Origin of the sequence: Neopoerus faecalis, assembly GCF_029218125.1 — a bacterium.
GTDB lineage: Bacteria > Bacillota > Clostridia > Oscillospirales > Oscillospiraceae > Oscillibacter > Oscillibacter faecalis_A.
In genome coordinates, this window is sequence record NZ_JARFXX010000011.1 from 55511 (window position 1) to 73572 (window position 18062).

The 18062-nt window shown below is 58.2% G+C and carries 18 protein-coding genes, 5 tRNA genes, 1 pseudogene and 1 riboswitch; of the genes and pseudogenes, 7 read left to right on the forward strand and 17 right to left on the reverse strand.

What is annotated here, in order from left to right; all coding sequences use genetic code 11:
- Positions 1-59 precede the first annotated feature (59 nt).
- Genes PY311_RS11330 through PY311_RS11340 form a run of 3 tightly spaced genes read right to left on the reverse strand, consistent with a single transcriptional unit; the run spans position 60 to position 3426 of the window.
- Positions 60-884 (reverse strand): putative RNA methyltransferase, encoded by an 825-nt coding sequence (locus tag PY311_RS11330; RefSeq protein ID WP_286148804.1) that lies wholly within the window; start codon positions 882-884, stop codon positions 60-62.
- On the reverse strand, positions 881-2266 hold the full coding sequence (locus PY311_RS11335) for an MATE family efflux transporter (protein ID WP_286148805.1): 1386 nt from the start codon (positions 2264-2266) through the stop codon (positions 881-883). The genes PY311_RS11330 and PY311_RS11335 overlap by 4 nt, the downstream gene beginning before the upstream one ends.
- 26 nt (positions 2267-2292) lie before the next feature.
- Positions 2293-3426, reverse strand: coding sequence for a cysteine desulfurase family protein (locus PY311_RS11340; protein WP_286148806.1), 1134 nt, complete (start codon positions 3424-3426; stop codon positions 2293-2295).
- Positions 3427-3560: 134 nt separating this feature from the next.
- On the opposite strand from PY311_RS11340, the gene mtaB reads away from it, so the two are divergent.
- Both mtaB and yfbR read left to right on the forward strand, forming a co-directional pair.
- Positions 3561-4850 (forward strand): tRNA (N(6)-L-threonylcarbamoyladenosine(37)-C(2))-methylthiotransferase MtaB, encoded by a 1290-nt coding sequence (gene mtaB / locus PY311_RS11345; protein WP_286148807.1) that lies wholly within the window; start codon positions 3561-3563, stop codon positions 4848-4850.
- A gap of 1 nt (position 4851) precedes the next feature.
- Positions 4852-5424 carry a 5'-deoxynucleotidase gene (gene yfbR / locus PY311_RS11350; RefSeq protein ID WP_286148808.1) on the forward strand — a complete coding sequence of 191 codons (573 nt, stop codon included), beginning with the start codon at positions 4852-4854 and terminating at the stop codon, positions 5422-5424.
- 142 nt (positions 5425-5566) lie between these two features.
- On the opposite strand, the gene PY311_RS11355 is transcribed toward yfbR, so the two are convergent.
- The 10 genes and pseudogenes from PY311_RS11355 to PY311_RS11400 form a co-directional block, all read right to left on the reverse strand.
- Positions 5567-5710, reverse strand: coding sequence for a hypothetical protein (locus PY311_RS11355; RefSeq protein ID WP_286148809.1), 144 nt, complete (start codon positions 5708-5710; stop codon positions 5567-5569).
- Positions 5711-6609: 899 nt separating this feature from the next.
- Complete coding sequence (locus tag PY311_RS11360) at positions 6610-7023, reverse strand: hypothetical protein (protein ID WP_286148810.1); 414 nt, start codon at positions 7021-7023, stop codon at positions 6610-6612.
- A 140-nt stretch (positions 7024-7163) separates the two neighbouring features.
- Positions 7164-7349: pseudogene (locus tag PY311_RS11365) on the reverse strand (TnpV protein); the annotation flags it as partial.
- A 217-nt stretch (positions 7350-7566) separates the two neighbouring features.
- Positions 7567-7642 (reverse strand) — tRNA-Gly (locus PY311_RS11370).
- Positions 7643-7645: 3 nt separating this feature from the next.
- A tRNA-Phe gene (locus PY311_RS11375) sits at positions 7646-7721 on the reverse strand.
- Positions 7722-7725: 4 nt separating this feature from the next.
- A tRNA-Asp gene (locus PY311_RS11380) sits at positions 7726-7802 on the reverse strand.
- 5 nt (positions 7803-7807) lie between these two features.
- Positions 7808-7884: transfer RNA gene (locus tag PY311_RS11385), tRNA-Val, on the reverse strand.
- An 80-nt stretch (positions 7885-7964) separates the two neighbouring features.
- Positions 7965-8855 (reverse strand): Hsp33 family molecular chaperone HslO, encoded by an 891-nt coding sequence (hslO, locus tag PY311_RS11390; protein WP_286148812.1) that lies wholly within the window; start codon positions 8853-8855, stop codon positions 7965-7967.
- A gap of 12 nt (positions 8856-8867) precedes the next feature.
- A complete protein-coding gene (locus PY311_RS11395; protein WP_286148813.1) occupies positions 8868-9647 on the reverse strand; it encodes a class I SAM-dependent DNA methyltransferase in 780 nt (259 codons plus the stop codon).
- Positions 9644-9958: a YerC/YecD family TrpR-related protein gene (locus PY311_RS11400; protein WP_286148814.1), complete on the reverse strand. Its 315-nt coding sequence runs from the start codon at positions 9956-9958 to the stop codon at positions 9644-9646. The genes PY311_RS11395 and PY311_RS11400 overlap by 4 nt, the downstream gene beginning before the upstream one ends.
- Before the next feature lie 187 nt (positions 9959-10145).
- Between PY311_RS11400 and PY311_RS11405 the strand changes: the two genes are divergently transcribed.
- Positions 10146-10832, forward strand: a complete 687-nt coding sequence (locus PY311_RS11405) for an RsiV family protein (protein WP_286148815.1) — start codon at positions 10146-10148, stop codon at positions 10830-10832.
- Between the two features lie 77 nt (positions 10833-10909).
- On the opposite strand, the gene PY311_RS11410 is transcribed toward PY311_RS11405, so the two are convergent.
- Entirely contained in the window at positions 10910-12334 is a 1425-nt protein-coding gene (locus PY311_RS11410) for an alanine/glycine:cation symporter family protein (protein WP_286148816.1), read from the reverse strand.
- A gap of 133 nt (positions 12335-12467) precedes the next feature.
- Positions 12468-12563, reverse strand: a riboswitch (glycine riboswitch).
- A gap of 314 nt (positions 12564-12877) precedes the next feature.
- Positions 12878-14272 carry an asparagine--tRNA ligase gene (gene asnS, locus PY311_RS11415; RefSeq protein WP_286148817.1) on the reverse strand — a complete coding sequence of 465 codons (1395 nt, stop codon included), beginning with the start codon at positions 14270-14272 and terminating at the stop codon, positions 12878-12880.
- A gap of 176 nt (positions 14273-14448) precedes the next feature.
- Between asnS and PY311_RS11420 the strand changes: the two genes are divergently transcribed.
- From PY311_RS11420 to PY311_RS11430, 3 genes are all read left to right on the forward strand, one after another.
- A tRNA-Leu gene (locus PY311_RS11420) sits at positions 14449-14534 on the forward strand.
- Positions 14535-15034: 500 nt separating this feature from the next.
- Positions 15035-15721 carry a DUF2461 domain-containing protein gene (locus tag PY311_RS11425; protein WP_350309737.1) on the forward strand — a complete coding sequence of 229 codons (687 nt, stop codon included), beginning with the start codon at positions 15035-15037 and terminating at the stop codon, positions 15719-15721.
- Between the two features lie 27 nt (positions 15722-15748).
- Complete coding sequence (locus tag PY311_RS11430) at positions 15749-16333, forward strand: hydrolase (protein ID WP_286148818.1); 585 nt, start codon at positions 15749-15751, stop codon at positions 16331-16333.
- 77 nt (positions 16334-16410) lie between these two features.
- Here PY311_RS11430 and PY311_RS11435 read toward each other — a convergent pair whose 3' ends face one another.
- Both PY311_RS11435 and PY311_RS11440 read right to left on the reverse strand, forming a co-directional pair.
- Positions 16411-16932: a spore maturation protein gene (locus PY311_RS11435; protein WP_286148819.1), complete on the reverse strand. Its 522-nt coding sequence runs from the start codon at positions 16930-16932 to the stop codon at positions 16411-16413.
- Positions 16929-17513: a nucleoside recognition domain-containing protein gene (locus PY311_RS11440; protein ID WP_286148820.1), complete on the reverse strand. Its 585-nt coding sequence runs from the start codon at positions 17511-17513 to the stop codon at positions 16929-16931. The genes PY311_RS11435 and PY311_RS11440 overlap by 4 nt, the downstream gene beginning before the upstream one ends.
- A gap of 110 nt (positions 17514-17623) precedes the next feature.
- Between PY311_RS11440 and PY311_RS11445 the strand changes: the two genes are divergently transcribed.
- Positions 17624-17884: an AbrB/MazE/SpoVT family DNA-binding domain-containing protein gene (locus PY311_RS11445; protein WP_286148822.1), complete on the forward strand. Its 261-nt coding sequence runs from the start codon at positions 17624-17626 to the stop codon at positions 17882-17884.
- The last annotated feature ends 178 nt before the right edge of the window (positions 17885-18062 follow it).

The window sequence follows — 18062 nt, forward strand, 5'->3', positions numbered from 1 at the left end:
AGCGCCGCTGCCGAAAATATACTGGATTTCAACAAAATTATTTGACAAGCGATTTTGCATTACAGCTTTTGAAAGACGTGGATGTGGAAGGACGCCTGACAGTTCAGTGTCTCCAACTGCTCCATCCGCTCCACGCCCGCCCTGGGGGTTTTCCAGCAGTAGGGCGTCATTTGGAACAGGGCGCGGATATCCGCCGGGGAGGTTAGGTGCAGCGTGAAGTCCACTGGAATAATCGCCTCATAGGAAAAGCCCTCATAGGGCGTTTCTTTTTCCTCGTTGGGATACGGACGGTCATAAAGCACCTGTTTCAGTTCCCACAGGTGTTTGGCACCCGGCACTACATAGAGGAAATGCCCACCGGGCTTTAAGACCCGGCGGAATTCGTCAATGGCCAGCGGGGAAAAGCAGTCCAGCAGAAGGTCCGCCGCCTCATCGGCAAAGGGAAGATGGAAACAGGAGGCCACGGCCAGCTCCACGTATTTTTCCCGCTTGGCCGCCAGACGCAAAATGGAGCGGGAGATATCGATACCCGCCATTTTGGGTAGTTTCCCGGCCACAGCCAGCGCCTGCCGGATGCCGGAGGTGTAGTAGCCCTCGCCGCAGCCGGCGTCCAAAATCACCGGTCCTTCGTCAGGAAGGGTGTTGATCCAATTACAAATCGTATTGAGCAGTGGACTGTAATACCCTTTGGATAGGAAATCCCGTCGGGCAGCCGCCATGGCCTTATCGTCGCCGGGATCGGCGGAGTGCTTGCGGTTCGGCGGCAGCAGGTAGGTGTAGCCCTCCTTGGCGATATCATAGCTGTGGCCGCCGGGGCAACGGTACACCCGCTCCTCCCGCTCCAGCGGCGCCCCGCAGACGGGGCAGCAGAAAAGAGAGGTCATGGTTCCAGCTCCTTTGTTACATCATGAATCCACTTGCCGCTGTGGATGCGGTGCAGACCGAAGGGCACCTTCAGCGCCGACTCCATGGCCATGACAAAGCAGAACAGGGCAATGGGCGCGTGGAGAATCAGTCCCAGCAGCACCAGCAGGGGCAGCGTAAAGAGCCACAGGGGCAGCAGGTCAATGAGCATGGCCGCCCGCACATCGCCGCCGCCCCGGAGTACGCCGACAATGCCGGTAGTGGCAAAGGCGTGGAGCGGCGCGGATAGGGAGTAGCAGATCATCATGGTCACGCACAAAGAGGCCGACACGGCGGACATGGAGAACAGGGGCAGCACATGGGGCTGGAGCACCAGCCAGAATAAGAGCTGCTCCACAACGGCCACGCCAAGGCCGGTGCAGAACGCCACGAAGATCAGCGCACGGCCGATGTCATAGGCGTTTTTGCCGCCCATGCCCACCTCCTTGCCGACGATCACGGCAGCGGCCGCCGCCACACCGAAAATGGCTACCGTCACCATCTTGTCGATGTTGCCGGCCACGGTGTAGGCGGAAATAAGGTCTGTGCTGCCCGCCATGTGGCCCATGATAACGGTGTATAGAGAGGTACCGGTGCCCCACAGAGTCTCATTGAGCAGCACCGGCGTGGAAAACTTCACGAAGCTGCGGAAAATGGCCTTTCCGGGACGGAGAATGCAGGCGGGCATCAGCGGCATCCGCTTGCAGTGAAGGGCGTAGGTGACCGAAATGATAAATTCCACCACCCGGGAGAAAAACGTTGCCACGGCGGCGCCGGTGATTCCCAGCGCGGGAAGGCCCAGCTTGCCGAAAATGAGCACGTAGTTGCCTACCGTGTTGCATACGGTGGAAATGGCGAACACCGTCATGCCAAAGCGGGGATTTTCAATGCTGCGCTGCATTCCGATATAGATGGAGGACAGAGAGTTGAGAATATAGGAAAAGCCCACGATGCGGATATAGGGCGTACCCAGCTCCACAAGGCGGAGATTGTCCGTGATGAGCAGGAGCACCTGCCGGGGGAAGAAGCCCATGATCAGGGCGCAGAGTGTGGAGATGCCGCCGGCCACAAAAAAGCCGATTCCCATGACCCGGTTGATGGCCTCCCGGTCGCCCCGTCCCCAGAACTGGCTGATGAGAACACTGGAGCCGCTTTGCAGACCGAAGACAATGAGCTGGATGATATAGATGGGTACGTTGGACACGGTGACAGCGGACATCTGCTCCTGTCCCACAAGGCCCACCATAAAGGTGTCCATGAAGCCAAGGGAGGTGGTGATAAGATTTTGCAGCACTACCGGCATTGCCAGCGCGAAGACCCGCTTGTAAAAGCCCGGCTCCCGGTGAAGATAGTTGAAATTCATAGCTTGTGTTGTTTCCTCAGAAAAGATTACAGCATCGGCATCCGGGTATCGTGATGGCGGTGCAGCGCCTCAACGCAGGCGTCGATTTCCTCAAAGGTGGTCTCCGGGCCGAAGCTCAGCCGGATGACGCCGGCGGCCACCCGCTTTGGCAGCTTCAGCGCCGCTACCACCTGACTGGCCTTGCCCTGATGGCAGGCGGAGCCGGCGGAAATGCAGATTCCCTGACTGCCAAGGTCCGTGACGATATTCTGGCTGGGCCAGCCCTCCAGCGCTACGGACAGCACGTGGGGTGCCTTACCGTCCCCAATGAGGCGAAGGTCCGGGATGGCAGTGAGCTGTTCAATGGCATAGGCTTTGATGTCCGCCATGTGCCGGAGCTTGTCCGCAAGACTGTCCTGCCGCAGTTCTACGGCCTTGGCAAAGCCCGCGATTTGCGCGGTGGGCTCTGTGCCGGAGCGCAGACCCATCTCCTGTCCGCCGCCGGGAAGCAGCGGCCGGGGCTCCCGCACCCGGGGACCGATGTACAGTGCGCCGATGCCCTTGGGGCCGCCGACCTTGTGGCCGGAGATGGTGATAAAGTCCGCCCCCAGCGTTTTCGCGGAGAAGGGGACCTTCAAAAAGCCCTGCACCGCGTCGGTGTGGAGCAGCGTTTTTTCATTGACCGCCTTCAGCCCCCGGGCGATCTCCGCAATGGGATAGATATTGCCAAGCTCGTTGTTTACCATCATAACGGACACCAGCGCCGTGTCCGGCCGCACTGCCGAGAGCACGGCCTCTGCGGAAATGTCGCCGTTTGCGTCCGGCAGAAGGCGGGTGACCTCCCAGCCCTCCTGCTCTAACTGGCGGCAGCAGTTCAGCACGGCATGGTGCTCTACGGCGGTGGTGACGATGTGGCGGCCCACCCGGCGGTTGTGCCAGCAGGCGGCGCGGAGGGCCCAGTTGTCCCCCTCCGTTCCGCAGGAGGTGAAAAAGAGCCGCCCCGGCTCACAGCCCACCGCCTGTGCCACCGTGGCCCGCCACGCCTCCACGCGGCGCTTCATTTCAAGGCCCATGGGGTATTGGGCGCTGGGATTGCCGAATTGCTCGGTGAGAACAGCATACATAACGTCCGCCACGGCCCGGGGAACCGGCGTAGTGGCGGCGTGATCCAGATAGACCATAAAAACCTCCTCTTGCCCAAACGGGAAAAGCAACGTATAATAAAAGAGAAATGATATAGAGTCATAGACTTTGACAATACAACAGCGTAATTACTTATTATAAAAGAAACGTTTTCAAAACGCAAGGAGAAACTATGAAAGTTGCCATTTACACCCTTGGCTGCAAGGTGAACCAATATGAGACGCAGGCCATGGAGCAGACCCTCCGGGCCCGGGGACATAAGGTGGTGGATTTTTCCAGTGACGCGGACGCATACGTGGTGAATACCTGTTCCGTCACCGCTGTCAGCGACCAGAAATCCCGTCAGGTGATTCACCGCGCCAAGCGGCAGCACCCGGCGGCGGTGGTGGCGGTCTGCGGCTGCTATCCCCAGACCCATGCGGAGGCCGTGCGGGAGCTGGAGGTGGACCTCATTGCCGGCACCGGGGACCGGGAGGGCTTTGTCACGCTGCTGGAGGAGGCCGCCGCCGGAAAGAAACGGCTGGAGGCCATTGACAAATCCTTTGAGCGCCGGACGTTTGAGGTCCTGCCCGCCGGGGGTATGGAGGGCCGCACCCGGGCCATGCTGAAGATCGAGGATGGCTGTGTGAATTTCTGCTCGTACTGCATTATCCCCTACGCCCGGGGGCCGGTGCGCTCCCTGCCCCTGGAGCGGGCGGTGGAGCAGACGCGGCAGTTGGCAGCGGAGGGCTATCGGGAGATCGTGCTCACCGGCATTGAGATTTCCTCATGGGGACACGATTTGAAAAACGGCCTGACCCTCATTGATCTGTTGGAGGCACTGTCCGCCGCTGCTCCCGGCGTCCGGCTGCGGCTGGGGAGTCTGGAGCCCCGGACGGTGACGGAGGACTTCTGCCGCCGCGCCGCCGCGCTGCCGGAGCTGTGTCCGCAGTTCCACCTGTCCATGCAGAGCGGGTGCGACACTACCCTCAAGCGCATGAACCGCAAATACGATACCGCCCGGTATCTGGAATCCGTAACACTGCTGAACCACTGGTTTGACCGCCCTGCCGTTACCACGGATATGATCGTAGGCTTCCCGGAGGAAACGGAGGAGGAGTTCGCGGCCTCCTTGGACTTCATCCGCCGATGCGGCTTTGCGCAGATGCATATTTTCCCCTATTCCGTCCGTCCCGGCACCCCGGCGGCGGGCATGACGCAGATCACCAAGGCCGTGAAGGAGGAGCGAGCCCACCGGGCCGCCGCAGTGGCGGAGGAGATGCACCGGGCATACCTGAACGGCTGCGTAGGGCAGACATACCCTGTGCTGTTTGAGCAGCCGAAAAACGGAAAATTTGCCGGCCACGCGCCCAACTACATGGAGGTGCTGGCCGAGGGAACAGAACTGCACAACGAGGTGCGGAACGTTGTCATCACCGCCGTAGAAGGAGAGTCCCTGCTGGGGCGCATTCAGGAGGATTGAGATGAACAGTCATTTTTTTGCCTATATTTCCCGGATGCGGTTCATTCAGCGCTGGGCGCTGATGCGGAACACTGCGCCGGAGAACGTGCAGGAGCACAGTCATCAGGTGGCGGTGCTGGCCCATGCGCTGGCGGTCGTCCGCAATGAGCGCTTCGGCGGCCAGGTGGATGCCGGCGCCGTAGCGGTGGCGGCGCTGTATCATGATGCCAGCGAAATCCTCACCGGCGATATGCCGACTCCCATCAAGTACGATAATCCCGCCATCCACAAGGCGTATAAGGAGGTGGAGAAGGTGGCGGAGGATAAGCTGCTCCGCCTTTTGCCGCCGGATATGCAGCCGGTATATAAGCAGGTTTTGCGCCCGGACGCCGAAACGGAGGCGCTGGTAAAGGCGGCGGACAAGCTCTCCGCCTATATCAAGTGCGTAGAGGAGCTGAAGGCTGGGAACAACGAGTTCCGGGACGCAGCCATGCAGACCCGCGCCGCGCTGGAGGGCTACGGACTGCCGGAGGTGGCGTATTTCATGGAAACGTTCCTCCATAGCTTTTCCCTGACGCTGGACCAACTGAAGTAGCTGTGGAGGCTGCGGCGAAGAGCCGCCGTGCGGAAATACAGAAAAAACAAAAGGGCATGACAAGCGTCATGCCCTTTTGCTAAACATAGAAACCATTTTCCGAATTTACGCTGTTTTGCCCGACACTCAATGCCGCGATCCGTCAGGAACGTTTGCTATCCCTGACTGCTTTCAGAATAAAGCCGCCCATGATTGCGATGGGGATGGAAATAGCGAAGGAAACAGGCTTTAAATAAGCGCCGAGAACACCACCCAAAAGTGTACAAATCACCGCAGCCACAATCATGATATTACCTCCATGCGTCCGTATTCGTCGAAACTCAGCATATTCGCATTACCACATTCCATCGCGGAGCGCAAGAATGCAATGCAAATGCCGTTGCTGCGCGGCGATTTCGGCGGGGAGAGGGTGAACGGCGGAAGGAACAAGGCGTCGGCTTTCACAGGCAAAAGAATACTCACGGAAAATGTGGGGCCTCGGACTTGCCTCCCGGTATTCCACAAATTGTCAACGGCAATTCGTGGGATACCGGCCTCTATGGTTAAAAACACGCTCCGCGTGTTGAGGCAGAGGCAGCGAGTTTGTACTTCTTTTTGCTTTGCGTTGACAAAAAAGATGCAACATTTTCTGTTATTCGCAGGGAGGGGAATGCTTGCAAGGGGAACCTTGGTCGGGTGAACACCGTCGCGGCATTGCTGTTTGTGGCCTTTTGAAAACCACAAACAGCGCCGCTTCCTCGAAACAGGCTCACTTCTTCCGCCACTGGCGGCGTATCGCCTGTTTCCCTTGCTTTTTAATTCCCCCGCAGGATAAGTTTGCGAAGCAAACTTGCCCGCTCCAAAAAAGAAACACCACCCATAGACGGGTGTCCGTAAAACAGTTAATCCTCCGTATGGCTTAGACCATGCGGAGGATTTGTTTATGTCTAATCTTCAAACTTGCTGGCGGCAAACGGTTTGTCAAAACCGTTTGCGGACGGCAAGTCCACAAGGGATAGCCGCATAAGCGTCGCAAGGGAGTGTAGCTCCCTTGACGGAACGAAGTGACGCAACATTCTCGGTCGAGCAGTTTTCTCCTGCTGACAGAGAATACAGCTCCGCAGGACGCACTACTCTCGATAGAGAGTATAGAAGTGCGCCCTTTAGTTCCTAAAGGGATTTTATCAGTTCGCCAAACTGGAATTGTTACGCGTGCTCTTTGAAGGAAAGTGAATCGATTTGGAGATGGATTTTCTGATGTCGTGAGATAGAAAGTGCAAGGATATATTGGGCGGTGCTACCATCGTCTTTTGTACATTGGAACACCATTTCTCCCTCTCCGTCATTCAAAGCAATGATGTGAAACTCTGAAATATTTTCCGTAATAGTATGAAAATCGCTTACGAAAGTCTCTGGTTCCGATATAATCGACCATTCTTTGCTGTTATTATTAAGTTCCAGCCGTATGGAACTTCCATCAACGACCGTGGCCGACCAATTATCTCCATCAACAACAAATGACGTTGGCTTATAGGGCCTGTTACTGTTTAAGATAAGTGCGGCTACGACAACTATAACGACCAATACAAGAGCTAAAATGGTGAATTGTTTCTTTTTCATGGCAATCACTCCTTTGCAGCTTCCAGATTTGTTGCTCACTTTTCGTATTCAAATTATACCATAAAACTTGTGAACAGTTCTACCGCAACTTTGGACTATATGAGAAAAGTCCGAACAGTTTTCTGCCCGGACTTCCTCGCTCAATCATAAATCAATTCCGCTTTCACAATCTCCTCTGCCTGTGCCTTGCAAGCGTTCATCTGCCGCACCCATTCCATTTGATTATCGGCTTTCAGTTGCTCGGTCACGCCGTACTGCTTTGCCAGCTTCGGCACGATCAGCTCCATGCGGTTTCGTGCCGCTTCTTCAATCTCGGCGCAATACTGTCTTACGTACACCCAGCTATTGGGTGGTGTTTCTTTTTTGGAGCGGGCTACGAGGCTCGAACTCGCTTCCCGGCATCCCGCGAATTGCGTTCCGCAATTCGCAGGAACCCTGCCTCACCTCTGATCCAATTGCGCTTCGCGCATGGGTGTCGGTATTGAGTTCTTTCCGTCTAACGAAAAAAATCAGGGCATCCAAATCGGATGTCCTGATTTACTCTGGAGCGGGCTACGAGGCTCGAACTCGCTACCTCCACCTTGGCAAGGTGGCGCTCTACCAGATGAGCTAAGCCCGCAAATGGTGCCCAGAGCCGGAATCGAACCAGCGACACGAGGATTTTCAGTCCTCTGCTCTACCAACTGAGCTATCTGGGCAAAATGGCGACCCGGAACGGGCTCGAACCGTCGACCTCTAGCGTGACAGGCTAGCGTTCTAACCAACTGAACTACCGGGCCATTTGTGGTGGGAACAACTGGACTCGAACCAGTGACCCCCTGCTTGTAAGGCAGGTGCTCTAACCAGCTGAGCTATGCTCCCGCGGATGTAGCCGCCGTCAAGCGACAAAATTTATTATATGCAGAAGCACCCCGTTTGTCAACCCTAAACCACAAACTTTTTTAATTTTTTTTCCGGGCCGTTTCCAGAAGCCGGCGAATATCCTCCTGCGTGAACCGCTGGCGGCTGTCGCAGAACTGGCAAGTCAGCTCAATTCCGTTCTCATCCTCCGCAAGCTCACTGAGCTGTGCGCCGCCAAGGCTCACCAGCGCGGCGGCCATCCGCTCCCGGCTGCAATAGCAGCGGTATTCTACCGGTGCCGTTTCCAGAATATCCAGCTCGAAGCCGCTCATGACCCGCCGCAGCAGGCTCTCCGGGTCATCGTTGTCCAGCAGGAGCTTTGTGACGGGGCCTGCCTCCATGATGCCCTTTTCCAGTCGGTCGATGATGCCCTCCGGCGCACCCGGAAGAAGCTGAATGAGATAGCCGCCGGCGCGGAGCACACTGCGGTCCCGATCCACCAGTACGCCAAGGCCGCAGGCGGTGGGAATCTGCTCGGATTCCACAAAGTAGCTGGCAATGTCCTCGGCAATCTCGCCGCCCAGCAGCTCCACGCTGCCGACATACGGCTCCTTCAAATTCAGATCCTTGATGACCGTCAGCGTGCCTGTGTGGCCCACGCCGCCGCCAACGTCCAGCTTTCCGTCCTCACGGACCGGCAGGTCCGCCTGCGGGTTTTGCACACTGCCCCGGACATTGCCCTGATTGTCGGACACCACCAGCAGCGTTCCCAAGGGGCCGTCACCCTTGATGCGGAGCGTTACGCTGGCTCCGTCGCCCTTGAGGTCATTGCCCATCATGGAGCCGGCCGCCAGCAGACGCCCCAGCGCCGCCGTGGCCACCGGGGACGCATCATGAATCTGCCGGGCGCGCTCCGTCAGCTCCCGCGTGGAGACTGCCGCCGCCTTTACAAAGCCATCCTTGGAGATGGCGCGTACCAATTTGTCGCTCATATTGTTCTCCTGTCATGCTCCGGCCGGACCGGGGCTGTTTTTTCCTTCCTTGGGACGCCGGCAGCGGACGATCCACCGATCCTCTGTGTCCTTCGGCGCTCGCTCTGAGAGATCGCCGGTGATGCGGATGCGCTCAAAGCCCGCCGCCGACAAAAGCTCCGTCAACTCCGCAGCGGACCATGCCCGCTCCCGGTGCTCCTCATAGTCCCGCTCCCATGCGCCATCAGGACGCAGACGGAACAGATCCACCTGATAGGTGCAGATTTTCTGCTTTTCCGAAAAGAACGTGCGCCAGACGCAATAGCTCTCCTCAGTTTCGTCCGTATAGAGCTGGCAGTCCATCCGCCGGAGCTTATAGGGGGTGTTGACATCAAAAATAAAGCTGCCGCCGGGCTTTAAAAACCGGAACACCCGGCGGAATGTCTCTCGGATATCCCGCTCCCGCGTGAGGTAATTCAGGGAATCCAGCGTGGAGATTGCCGCGTCCACCGGCTCCGGCAGGTGCAGCCGGGGCATGGATTGCAGCACGAACAACGGCGGCTCCTTGCAGGCCATTGCCTTTTCTGCCGCCTGTGTCAGCATTTCTTCGGAAAGGTCCGTGGCCGTGACGCGGTATCCCCGCTGGGATAAAAGGCAGGCGATGGTCCCGGTGCCGCAGCCTAAATCCAGCACGGTGCGGACGGGTATCGCGCTCCTGCGGAACAGCCGCTCAAGATAAGCTGCCCGCCGGAGATAGACTCCATCGGCCATGAGACCGTCATAGCTGGCGGCCAGCGCGGCATAACTGCTCATTCCGGCTTTGCTTCCTGTTCCTTGGCTGCCTTCAGCCGCTCAAAGACTCTGGCATAGCCGCCGGTGCCGTAGCTCAGGGAGCGGTTCACCCGGCTGATGGTAGCGGAGGAAGCGCCGGTGTGCTCTAAAATGTCGCTGTAGATCATGCCATCATTCAGCAAAGACGCCACGGCAAAGCGCTGCTCCATGGAGCGCAGCTCCGAGACCGTACAGAGGTCCTGAAAGAAATCATAGCACTCCTGCTCATTTTTGAGCTGCAAGATTGCCTCATAGAGCTTCTCGTTTTTTTCCTTTTTTCCGATTCTGACCATACCGCAGCATTCCTTTCCGTGCAGATATCCGTTGACCGGGGCCTCCCGGCATTGTTTTTTCATATTTTAACACAGTACATCAAGAAAGGGAAGTCCCCGCGCCATGAATTTTTCAACAAAAAAGCCATTCCGCACCCGCTGCGTCTCCGCCGCATAGGATACGTCAGCTTGAAAAGGGGGCGGCGCTATGGAGCAGGTGTGGGAGCGTTTGGAAACGGAGGCGTTTACCGCGGAGCGGGAATGGTGCGTGGAGGGAATCCCGGTGCTGACCGCCGCGGTGTCGCTGCCGCGGCCTGTGGGCCCGCAGACCCGAACGCTCCGCCGCATCCGCCGGTACTATCGGGCACAGGCCGGGGCGTTTCTGCGCTACTGCCAGCGGCAGCTGCTCCCCATGGCGGCGGAGGCATATCGGGTGGCCCGGGCGGCCAGCCGGCCCCTGCCCTGTCTGCGGGCGGAGCTGACGTACTGCGTCACCTACAACGCCGGGGGCTTCTGGAGCCTTTATACCCAGTCCTCGGAGCCGACGGAGAGCGGCCGGCGCCTGCTGCGCCGCTGGGGTGACACATGGGAGCTTCGCTCCGGCTACCCGGCGGCTCTGCGGCAGTTTTTCCCGCCCCGCAGCCCTTGGCGGCGGCTGCTGCTGGACACCGCTGCACAGGAGATTTGCCGTCAGGAGGCGGCGGGCTGTGCCCGGTACGCAGAGGGCTGGCGGCGCCGGCTCCGGCGCAGCCTTTCCCCGCTGAATTTTTATCTCACGGAGGAGGGGCTGGCCTTTTTTTACCCCATGTACGCCATTGCTCCCGCCGTGGAGGGAATCCCGGTGTTCACTGTGCCCTATGACCGGCTGTACCGGCCTCCTTGCGGTTCGGAGTAAGCGGAAAAGGGCAGTGCGGACGCGAACAAAGCGCCCCGCTGAATGCGGGGCGCTTCCTTAATAGAATCGAAAATACTTTATGACTTCACGGCCTTGTCCGCGCCGCGCACCACCATGCCCGTCAGGGCAAACAGGGCGATGGCGTTGGGGATGACCATGAGGTTGTTGAACATATCCGTCAGCTCCCAGACGAGGTCATTGCTCATCATGGTACCCAGCAGAATGAACACCAGCGCGATCAGGGTGTAGATCACCGTGCAGGTCTTGGCATTCTTGCGGCCAAAGAGCCAGATGGCGTTGATCTTGCCGAACAGGTTCCAGCTCAGGACCGTGGAGAACGCGAAGAAGAACAGGCAGATGGCCACGAACTTTGCGCCGAGCCCGGCCCCCATAACGGAGCCGAAAGCGGTCTGGGCCAGATTGGTCTTGCTGAGCACGGAGGTGACGTCGCCCACATAGCCGTTTGCCAGAGGGCCATCGGCGGTATAGAGGGTGCAGATGATGACCAGCGCATTGAGGGTCAGCACTACGAAGGTGTCAATGAACACGCCCACCATGGCCACAACGCCCTGATCGTGAGGCGTGGCCACGTTGGCCTGCGCGTGGGCGTGGGGGGTGGAGCCCATACCGGCCTCATTGGAGAACAGGCCCCGCTTGGCGCCCTGAGACACTGCCTGCTTGATGGCGTAGCCAAACGTGCCGCCCACAATGGCCTGCGGCTCAAAGGCGTACTTGAAGATCATGCCGAAGGTAGCGGGAATGTACTTGATGCGGACTACCAGCACCACGAGGCCGCCCAGCAGGAAAATAGCCGCCATAATGGGAACAACCTTTTCCGTCACAGCGGCAAGGCGCTGTACGCCGCCAAGGAAGATGATGCCGCAGATGATGACCAGCACAACGCCCACGATCCAGGAGGGGATGCCGAAGGCGGTCTGGAAGCACTCGCCAATGGAGTTGGACTGCACCATGCAACCCATGAAGCCCAGCGCTAAAATGATGGCGATGGCAAAGAACGTGGCAAGGAATTTGCCGAAGCCGCCCTTAAAGGCGGTGGTGATGTAGTACACGGGGCCACCGTGGATGCTGCCGTCCTTATTTTTTACGCGGGTCTCAATGGCCAGCGTGGCCTCGGCATAAATGGTCGCCATGCCGAAGAAGGCGATGACCCACATCCAGAAGATGGCGCCGGGACCGCCGGTCAAGATGGCGCCGGAGGCGCCGACGATGTTGCCGGTGCCTACCTGCGCAGCAATGGCCGTGGCCAACGCCTGAAACGAGCTCATACCGCTGTCATGCTTTTTGCCATTAAGGGAGAGATTGCCGAACACCTTCCGCATCCCCTCGCCGAAGCAGCGGACTTGAACGAACCGGGTCCGGATGCTGTACCAGAGACCGACGCCGATGAGCAGAAACACCAGAATGTAGTTGGAAAGGTACGTGTTGATGTCGCATACAATGGGGTAGAGTACGCTGTCCAGCTTTGCAATGAGAGCTTCCATGATCCATGTCCTCCTGAAAAAAGCGGAGCGGCTGATGATGCAGCCGCTCCGCGAAGGTACACAGGTGTCGGACACTGTGGCCGCGCACGGCGACCCGGCAGGCAGATGGGAATCCCAAAGTGCCGCCGCAGTGTCTTGTCACTCTGTCCTTTTACCTGAGAGATTCGGCGGGCCAGCCGCCTTTCACCTTCGGTACCCGGGTATACCGGGCTTCTCCAGAGCCGCATCCGCCCATAGTCCTGCCCGCACGGCGGGCGCCTGAGAGTTTTACTCCTTCGGCAGACGAAAGTCGTTTTCCTATGGGTTTCCATTGCCGTTATTCCGTTTGTATTGACGCTACTATAGCACATCCGCCGTAGAATGTCAACTGTCCGTCTATGGCGGAGAGCACAATTTTTTCCGGCGGGCAGCCACAAAAATCGGCGCTCTGTCCACAATGCGGCAACAGACAGGCGGCACGGCCATAAAAGATGCCCCGGTACGAAGCTGTACCGGGGCGCCCTGCATTTATGATAGTAGGTTTTGAAAGAACAGGGTTTTTCCTTAGAAATCCGCGTTGCCGACCGTGCGGGGATGCAGCTCCACGTCGCGGATGTTGTTCACGCCGGTGAGGTACATCACCATCCGCTCGAAGCCAAGGCCGTAGCCGGCATGGCGGCAGGATCCGTAGCGCCGCAGATCGCAGTAATACTTGTAATCCTCCGGGTTCATGCCAAGCTCCTTGATGCGGTTCTCCAGCACATCCAGACGCTCCTCGCGCTGGCTGCCGCCGATGATCTCACCGATGCCGGGCACAAGGCAGTCCGCCGCCGCCACGGTTTTCCCGTCATCATTCTGGCGCATATAGAACGCCTTGATCTCCTTGGGATAATCCGTGACGAACACGGGGCGCTTGTAGATGTGCTCCGTGAGGTAGCGCTCGTGCTCCGTCTGGAGGTCGATGCCCCACTCCACGGGATAGTCAAAGTGCTCGCCGCTCTTTTTCAGCAGCTCCACCGCCTCGGTGTAGCTCACCCGGCCAAAGTCAGAGGAGGCAACGTGCTCCAGCCGCTCCTTCAGGCCCTTGTCCACGAACTGATTGAAGAAGTCCATCTCCTGCGGGCACTGGTCCATGACATAGCGGATGATATACTTGATCATAGCCTCAGCGGTGTCCATGTAATCGTTGAGGTCGGCAAAGGCCATTTCCGGCTCCACCATCCAGAACTCGGCGGCGTGGCGCTGGGTGTTGGAGTTTTCCGCCCGGAACGTGGGGCCGAAGGTGTAGACGTTGCCGAAAGCCATAGCGAAGTTCTCGGCGTTCAGCTGGCCGGAGACCGTCAGGCTGGTTTTTTTGCCGAAGAAGTCCTGCGTGTAGTCCACCTGACCGTCCTCTGTCTTGGGGACATTGTTCAAATCCAGCGTGGTGACCTGAAACATCTCGCCGGCACCCTCACAGTCGCTGGCGGTGATGATGGGCGTCTGTGCGTAGACAAAGCCCCGCTCCTGAAAGAATTTGTGGATGGCGTAGGCGGCTACGCTCCGCACCCGGAACGTGGCGGAAAACAGGTTCGTCCGGGGACGAAGGTGCTGAATGGTCCGCAGGAACTCAACGCTGTGGCGCTTTTTCTGAAGGGGATAGTCCGGCGTAGAGATGCCCTCCACGGCAATGTCCGTGGCCTTGAGCTCCAAGGGCTGCTTGGCGTCCGGCGTCAGCATAACGGTACCGGTGACGATCAGCGCGGCGCCGACATTCTGCGCGGCAATATCCTTATAATTGGACAGCGCCTCCGCCTCCATTACAACCTGAAGGTTGCGGAAGCAGGAGCCATCGTTGAGTTCGATAAAGCCGAAGCCCTTGAGGTCCCGAATCGTGCGGACCCAGCCGCCCACGGTGACTGTCTGCCCGGACAGCGCCTCGCTGTCAGCAAAAATTTTCGCGATTTTTGTATAGCTCATTTGATTGATCCGTCCTTTGCAGTTATCGATGGAATGCAATAATAATCTATTTTACTCCAAATTTCCGCTTATTACAAGGGGAATTTGGCTTTTTGGCGGATGCTTTTCGGATTTTTGCGGTAAATTTTGAAATTTCACTTGAATTCTGATTAGTTTTCCGCTATAATATGCTTCACGCCGGTGTGATGGAATGGTAGACGTGACGGACTCAAAATCCGTTGGTGGCGACACCGTGTGGGTTCGAGTCCCACCACCGGCACCAATAAAAAGAGGACATCCAAGCGGATGTCCTCTTTTTATTGGCGCCTCTTTGATTTGCTCTGCAAATCGCCCGCCTGCAGCGGGTCTTATTGAAAAGCAGGGGAAACAGGCGATACGCCGCCAGTGGCGGAAGAAGTGAGCCTGTTTCGAGGAAGCGGCGCTGTTTGTGGTTTTCAAAAGGCCACAAACAGCAATGCCGCGACGGTGTTCACCCGACCAAGGTTCCCCTTGCAAATATTCCTTTCCTTGCGGGCAGCAGAAGACTTTATATCCTTTTTAGGACACATAAGGCAATCGAAATAGGACGTCCGATTGGATGTCCTGTTTCTTTTTGGAGCGGGCTTTCGTTTTGCTCTGTGGCGGATTGCTTATGGAGAAAGAGGAAAGTCGCAGCCCTCAAATAGAAAACATATAAAAAAACTATGCTTTTGCAGATTTCCTGTTGCACTCTTGTGATGGCTTGTGCTAAAATAAGCGCAATATGAAAGAAATGCGAGGAATATGATGTTTACGGGATTTACGGACGCCACCGTGGACTTTATGTGGGGTATCCGCTTCAACAATGAGCGGGCGTGGTTTGAGGCGCACAAGGAAGACTATCTTCAGTCATTTTACCGCCCCATGAAAGAGCTGGGGGCGGAGGTCTATGACTATATTTCGGCCAAGCGGCCGGAGGACCCGCTGGTGTGCAAGGTGACGCGCATCTACCGGGACGCCCGCCGGCTCCATGGCCGGGGGCCGTATAAGGACCACCTGTGGTTCTGTGTGGAGCCGCCGGTGGAGGACTGGACCACGCGGCCTACGTTCTGGTTTGAGTTGGGGCCGGACTACTGGGGCTACGGCCTTGGTTGCTGGATGGCCCGGCCTATGGACATGGCAAAGCTCCGGGCGCGAATTGTCCGGGACCCGAAGCCCATGGAAGCGCTGACGAAAAAGCTGAACGCCCAGACGGAGTTCACGCTGGGCGGCGAGCGGTACAAGCGGCCAAAGGCCGGTGCGCCCAATGAACTGCTGGCACCGTGGTTTTCAGCGAAGAATATCACCGTCACCCATGAGGACAAGCTGACGGAGGAGCTGTTCAGCCGGGACATTGTGGAGCGCATCAAGACCGGCTATGACTTTTTGCTGCCCTACTACGATTACTTTTTGACACTGCCATCCGACCCGGAGCCGGAGACACTGAAATAAGCAAGAAAACCAAAGGAGAGATAAGAAATGAAAGCCTGCCCGGCAAGAGAAGAAGCACTGAATTTGCTGAAAAAGTACAACAGCGAGCCTTTCCACATTCAGCACGGTCTGACGGTGGAGGGCGTGATGCGCTGGTATGCCAACGAGCTTGGCTATGGCGAGGACGCCGATTTCTGGGCCACCGTGGGACTGCTGCACGATGTGGACTTTGAAAAGTGGCCGGAGCAGCACTGCATCAAGGCACCGGAGCTGCTGCGGGAGATCGGCTGCTCCGATGAGCTGATTCACGCGGTCTGTTCTCACGGCTACGGCATCTGCTGCGATGTGGAGCCTACAGAGGAGATGGAGAAGGTCCTCTTTGCCGCCGACGAACTGACGGGTCTCATTGGGGCCGCGGCCCGGATGCGGCCCAGCAAGTCCGTGCAGGATATGGAAGTCAGCTCCCTGAAGAAGAAGTATAAGGACAAGAAGTTTGCCGCCGGCTGCTCCCGGGACGTCATCAACACCGGTGCGGAGCGGTTGGGCTGGCCTATTGAGGAGCTGATGGAGAAGACCATTCTGGCCATGCGCTCCTGCGAGGATTCCGTCAACGCCGCTATGGAGGAAGTGTAAGCGGAAGCCATTTTTCCAGAGCACCAAGCGCCCCGAAGGCATCGCCTCCGGGGCGCTTTTGCGAATTTCTCGGGAAGTCAGGGGCCGAAGAACAGGCGGACGGTCCATGCCGCCGCCAGAAAACCGGTGAAGTCCGCTGCCAGCGCCGCCGGAACGGTGTGGCGGGTGCGGACGATTCCGGCGGAGCCGAAATAAACGGCGATGGTGTAGAATGTGGTCTCCGTGCTCCCCATCATCACGGCGGCCACGCGGCCCACGGTGCTGTCCGGGCCATGGGCTGCCATCAGCTCACTGGCAACGGCCAGCGCGCCGCTGCCGGAAACCGGGCGAATGAGCATCAGCGGCGCGGTCTCCGGCGGGATGCCCAGCAGCTCGAAAAGCGGAGCGCAGAGCCGGGAGAGCAGTTCCATGGCACCGGAGGCCCGAAGCATACTCACGGCGGTGAGCAGGGCTACCAGCGCCGGAATAATGTGCAGCAGCACGGTCAAACCCTCCTCGGCGCCATGGGTCAGGGCGGCATAGACATTGACGCGCCGCCCGGTGCCGTAAAGCGCCAGCGCGGAGAGCAGCAGGGGGAGAATCAGGGCGCTGAGGTTCACAGGCGGCCTCCTCTCCGGCGGGAGAGCAGGCGGGCGGTGAGCAGCCCCACCGTGACGGAGGCGATGGAGCTGACCCAGACGGCGGGCAGAATGTCAAAGGGCGCGGCGCTGCCATAGGCTGCCCGGACAGAGGCCACAGTGGTGGGGAGAAGCTGGATGGAGGCGGTGTTCAGCACCACCAGCAGGCACAGCTCATCGCTGGCCGTACCGCCGCAGCCCCGGGCCATGCGGCACGCGGCCTGAATCCCCAGCGGCGTGGCGGCGTTGCCAAGCCCTAAGAGGTTAGCGGAGACATTGGCGGAAACGGCGGCGAGGGTCTCCGTATCCCGGCTGGCATTTGGCAAAAGCCGCCGCAGCAGGGGCCGGAACAGGGCGGCGATCTTGTCCGCAAGGCCGCAGGCGCGGAGGACCTCCATCACGCCGCTCCAAAGGCAGAGAATGCCCGCCATGGAAAGGCTCAGTTCTACGGCGGACTGTGCGCCGGACAGCGCGGCGGCGGCTACGGCGTCCAGCGTACCGAAGAACAGGCCGCACAGCAGCGCGGCGGTGACCATACCCGCCCAGATCCATGAGATCGTCATCACATCACCCCTTGGCACAGGATTTAACGCTGGAAGGAATTGACAACAGGAATCTGTCATGCTAAACTGAAAAAAGTCGGATCAAACTGAATAGAGAGGGGAACTGCGCGATGAAAGCTACGGGAATCGTAAGAAAAGTAGACGAGCTGGGACGCATCGTACTGCCTGTTGAGATGCGCCGCACGCTGGACATTGCAGAGAAGGACGCATTGGAAATCTATGTGGAAGGAACCTCTGTCATTCTGAAAAAGTATAAGCCCAGTTGTATTTTCTGTGATGCGACAAAAAACGTGACGATGTTCAAGAATAAATGCGTCTGCCCCAAATGCCTGCGGGAGCTGCGGCTCCTTGCCCGGAGCGAAAAGGACTGAGACAGGCAGACGAAAGCGGCAATGAAAAATCCCGCCCTGATATGGGGCGGGATTTTTTGCATTGTCTTGACAAAGGCAACCCCCGGCTATGCCGGGGGAGAAAAAGAGCTTATAGCGAGGGGCGGAGTAGACAAGAAAAAGTCTCCAAGTTAGAGTGAATGAAAGGTTTGCCGACCAA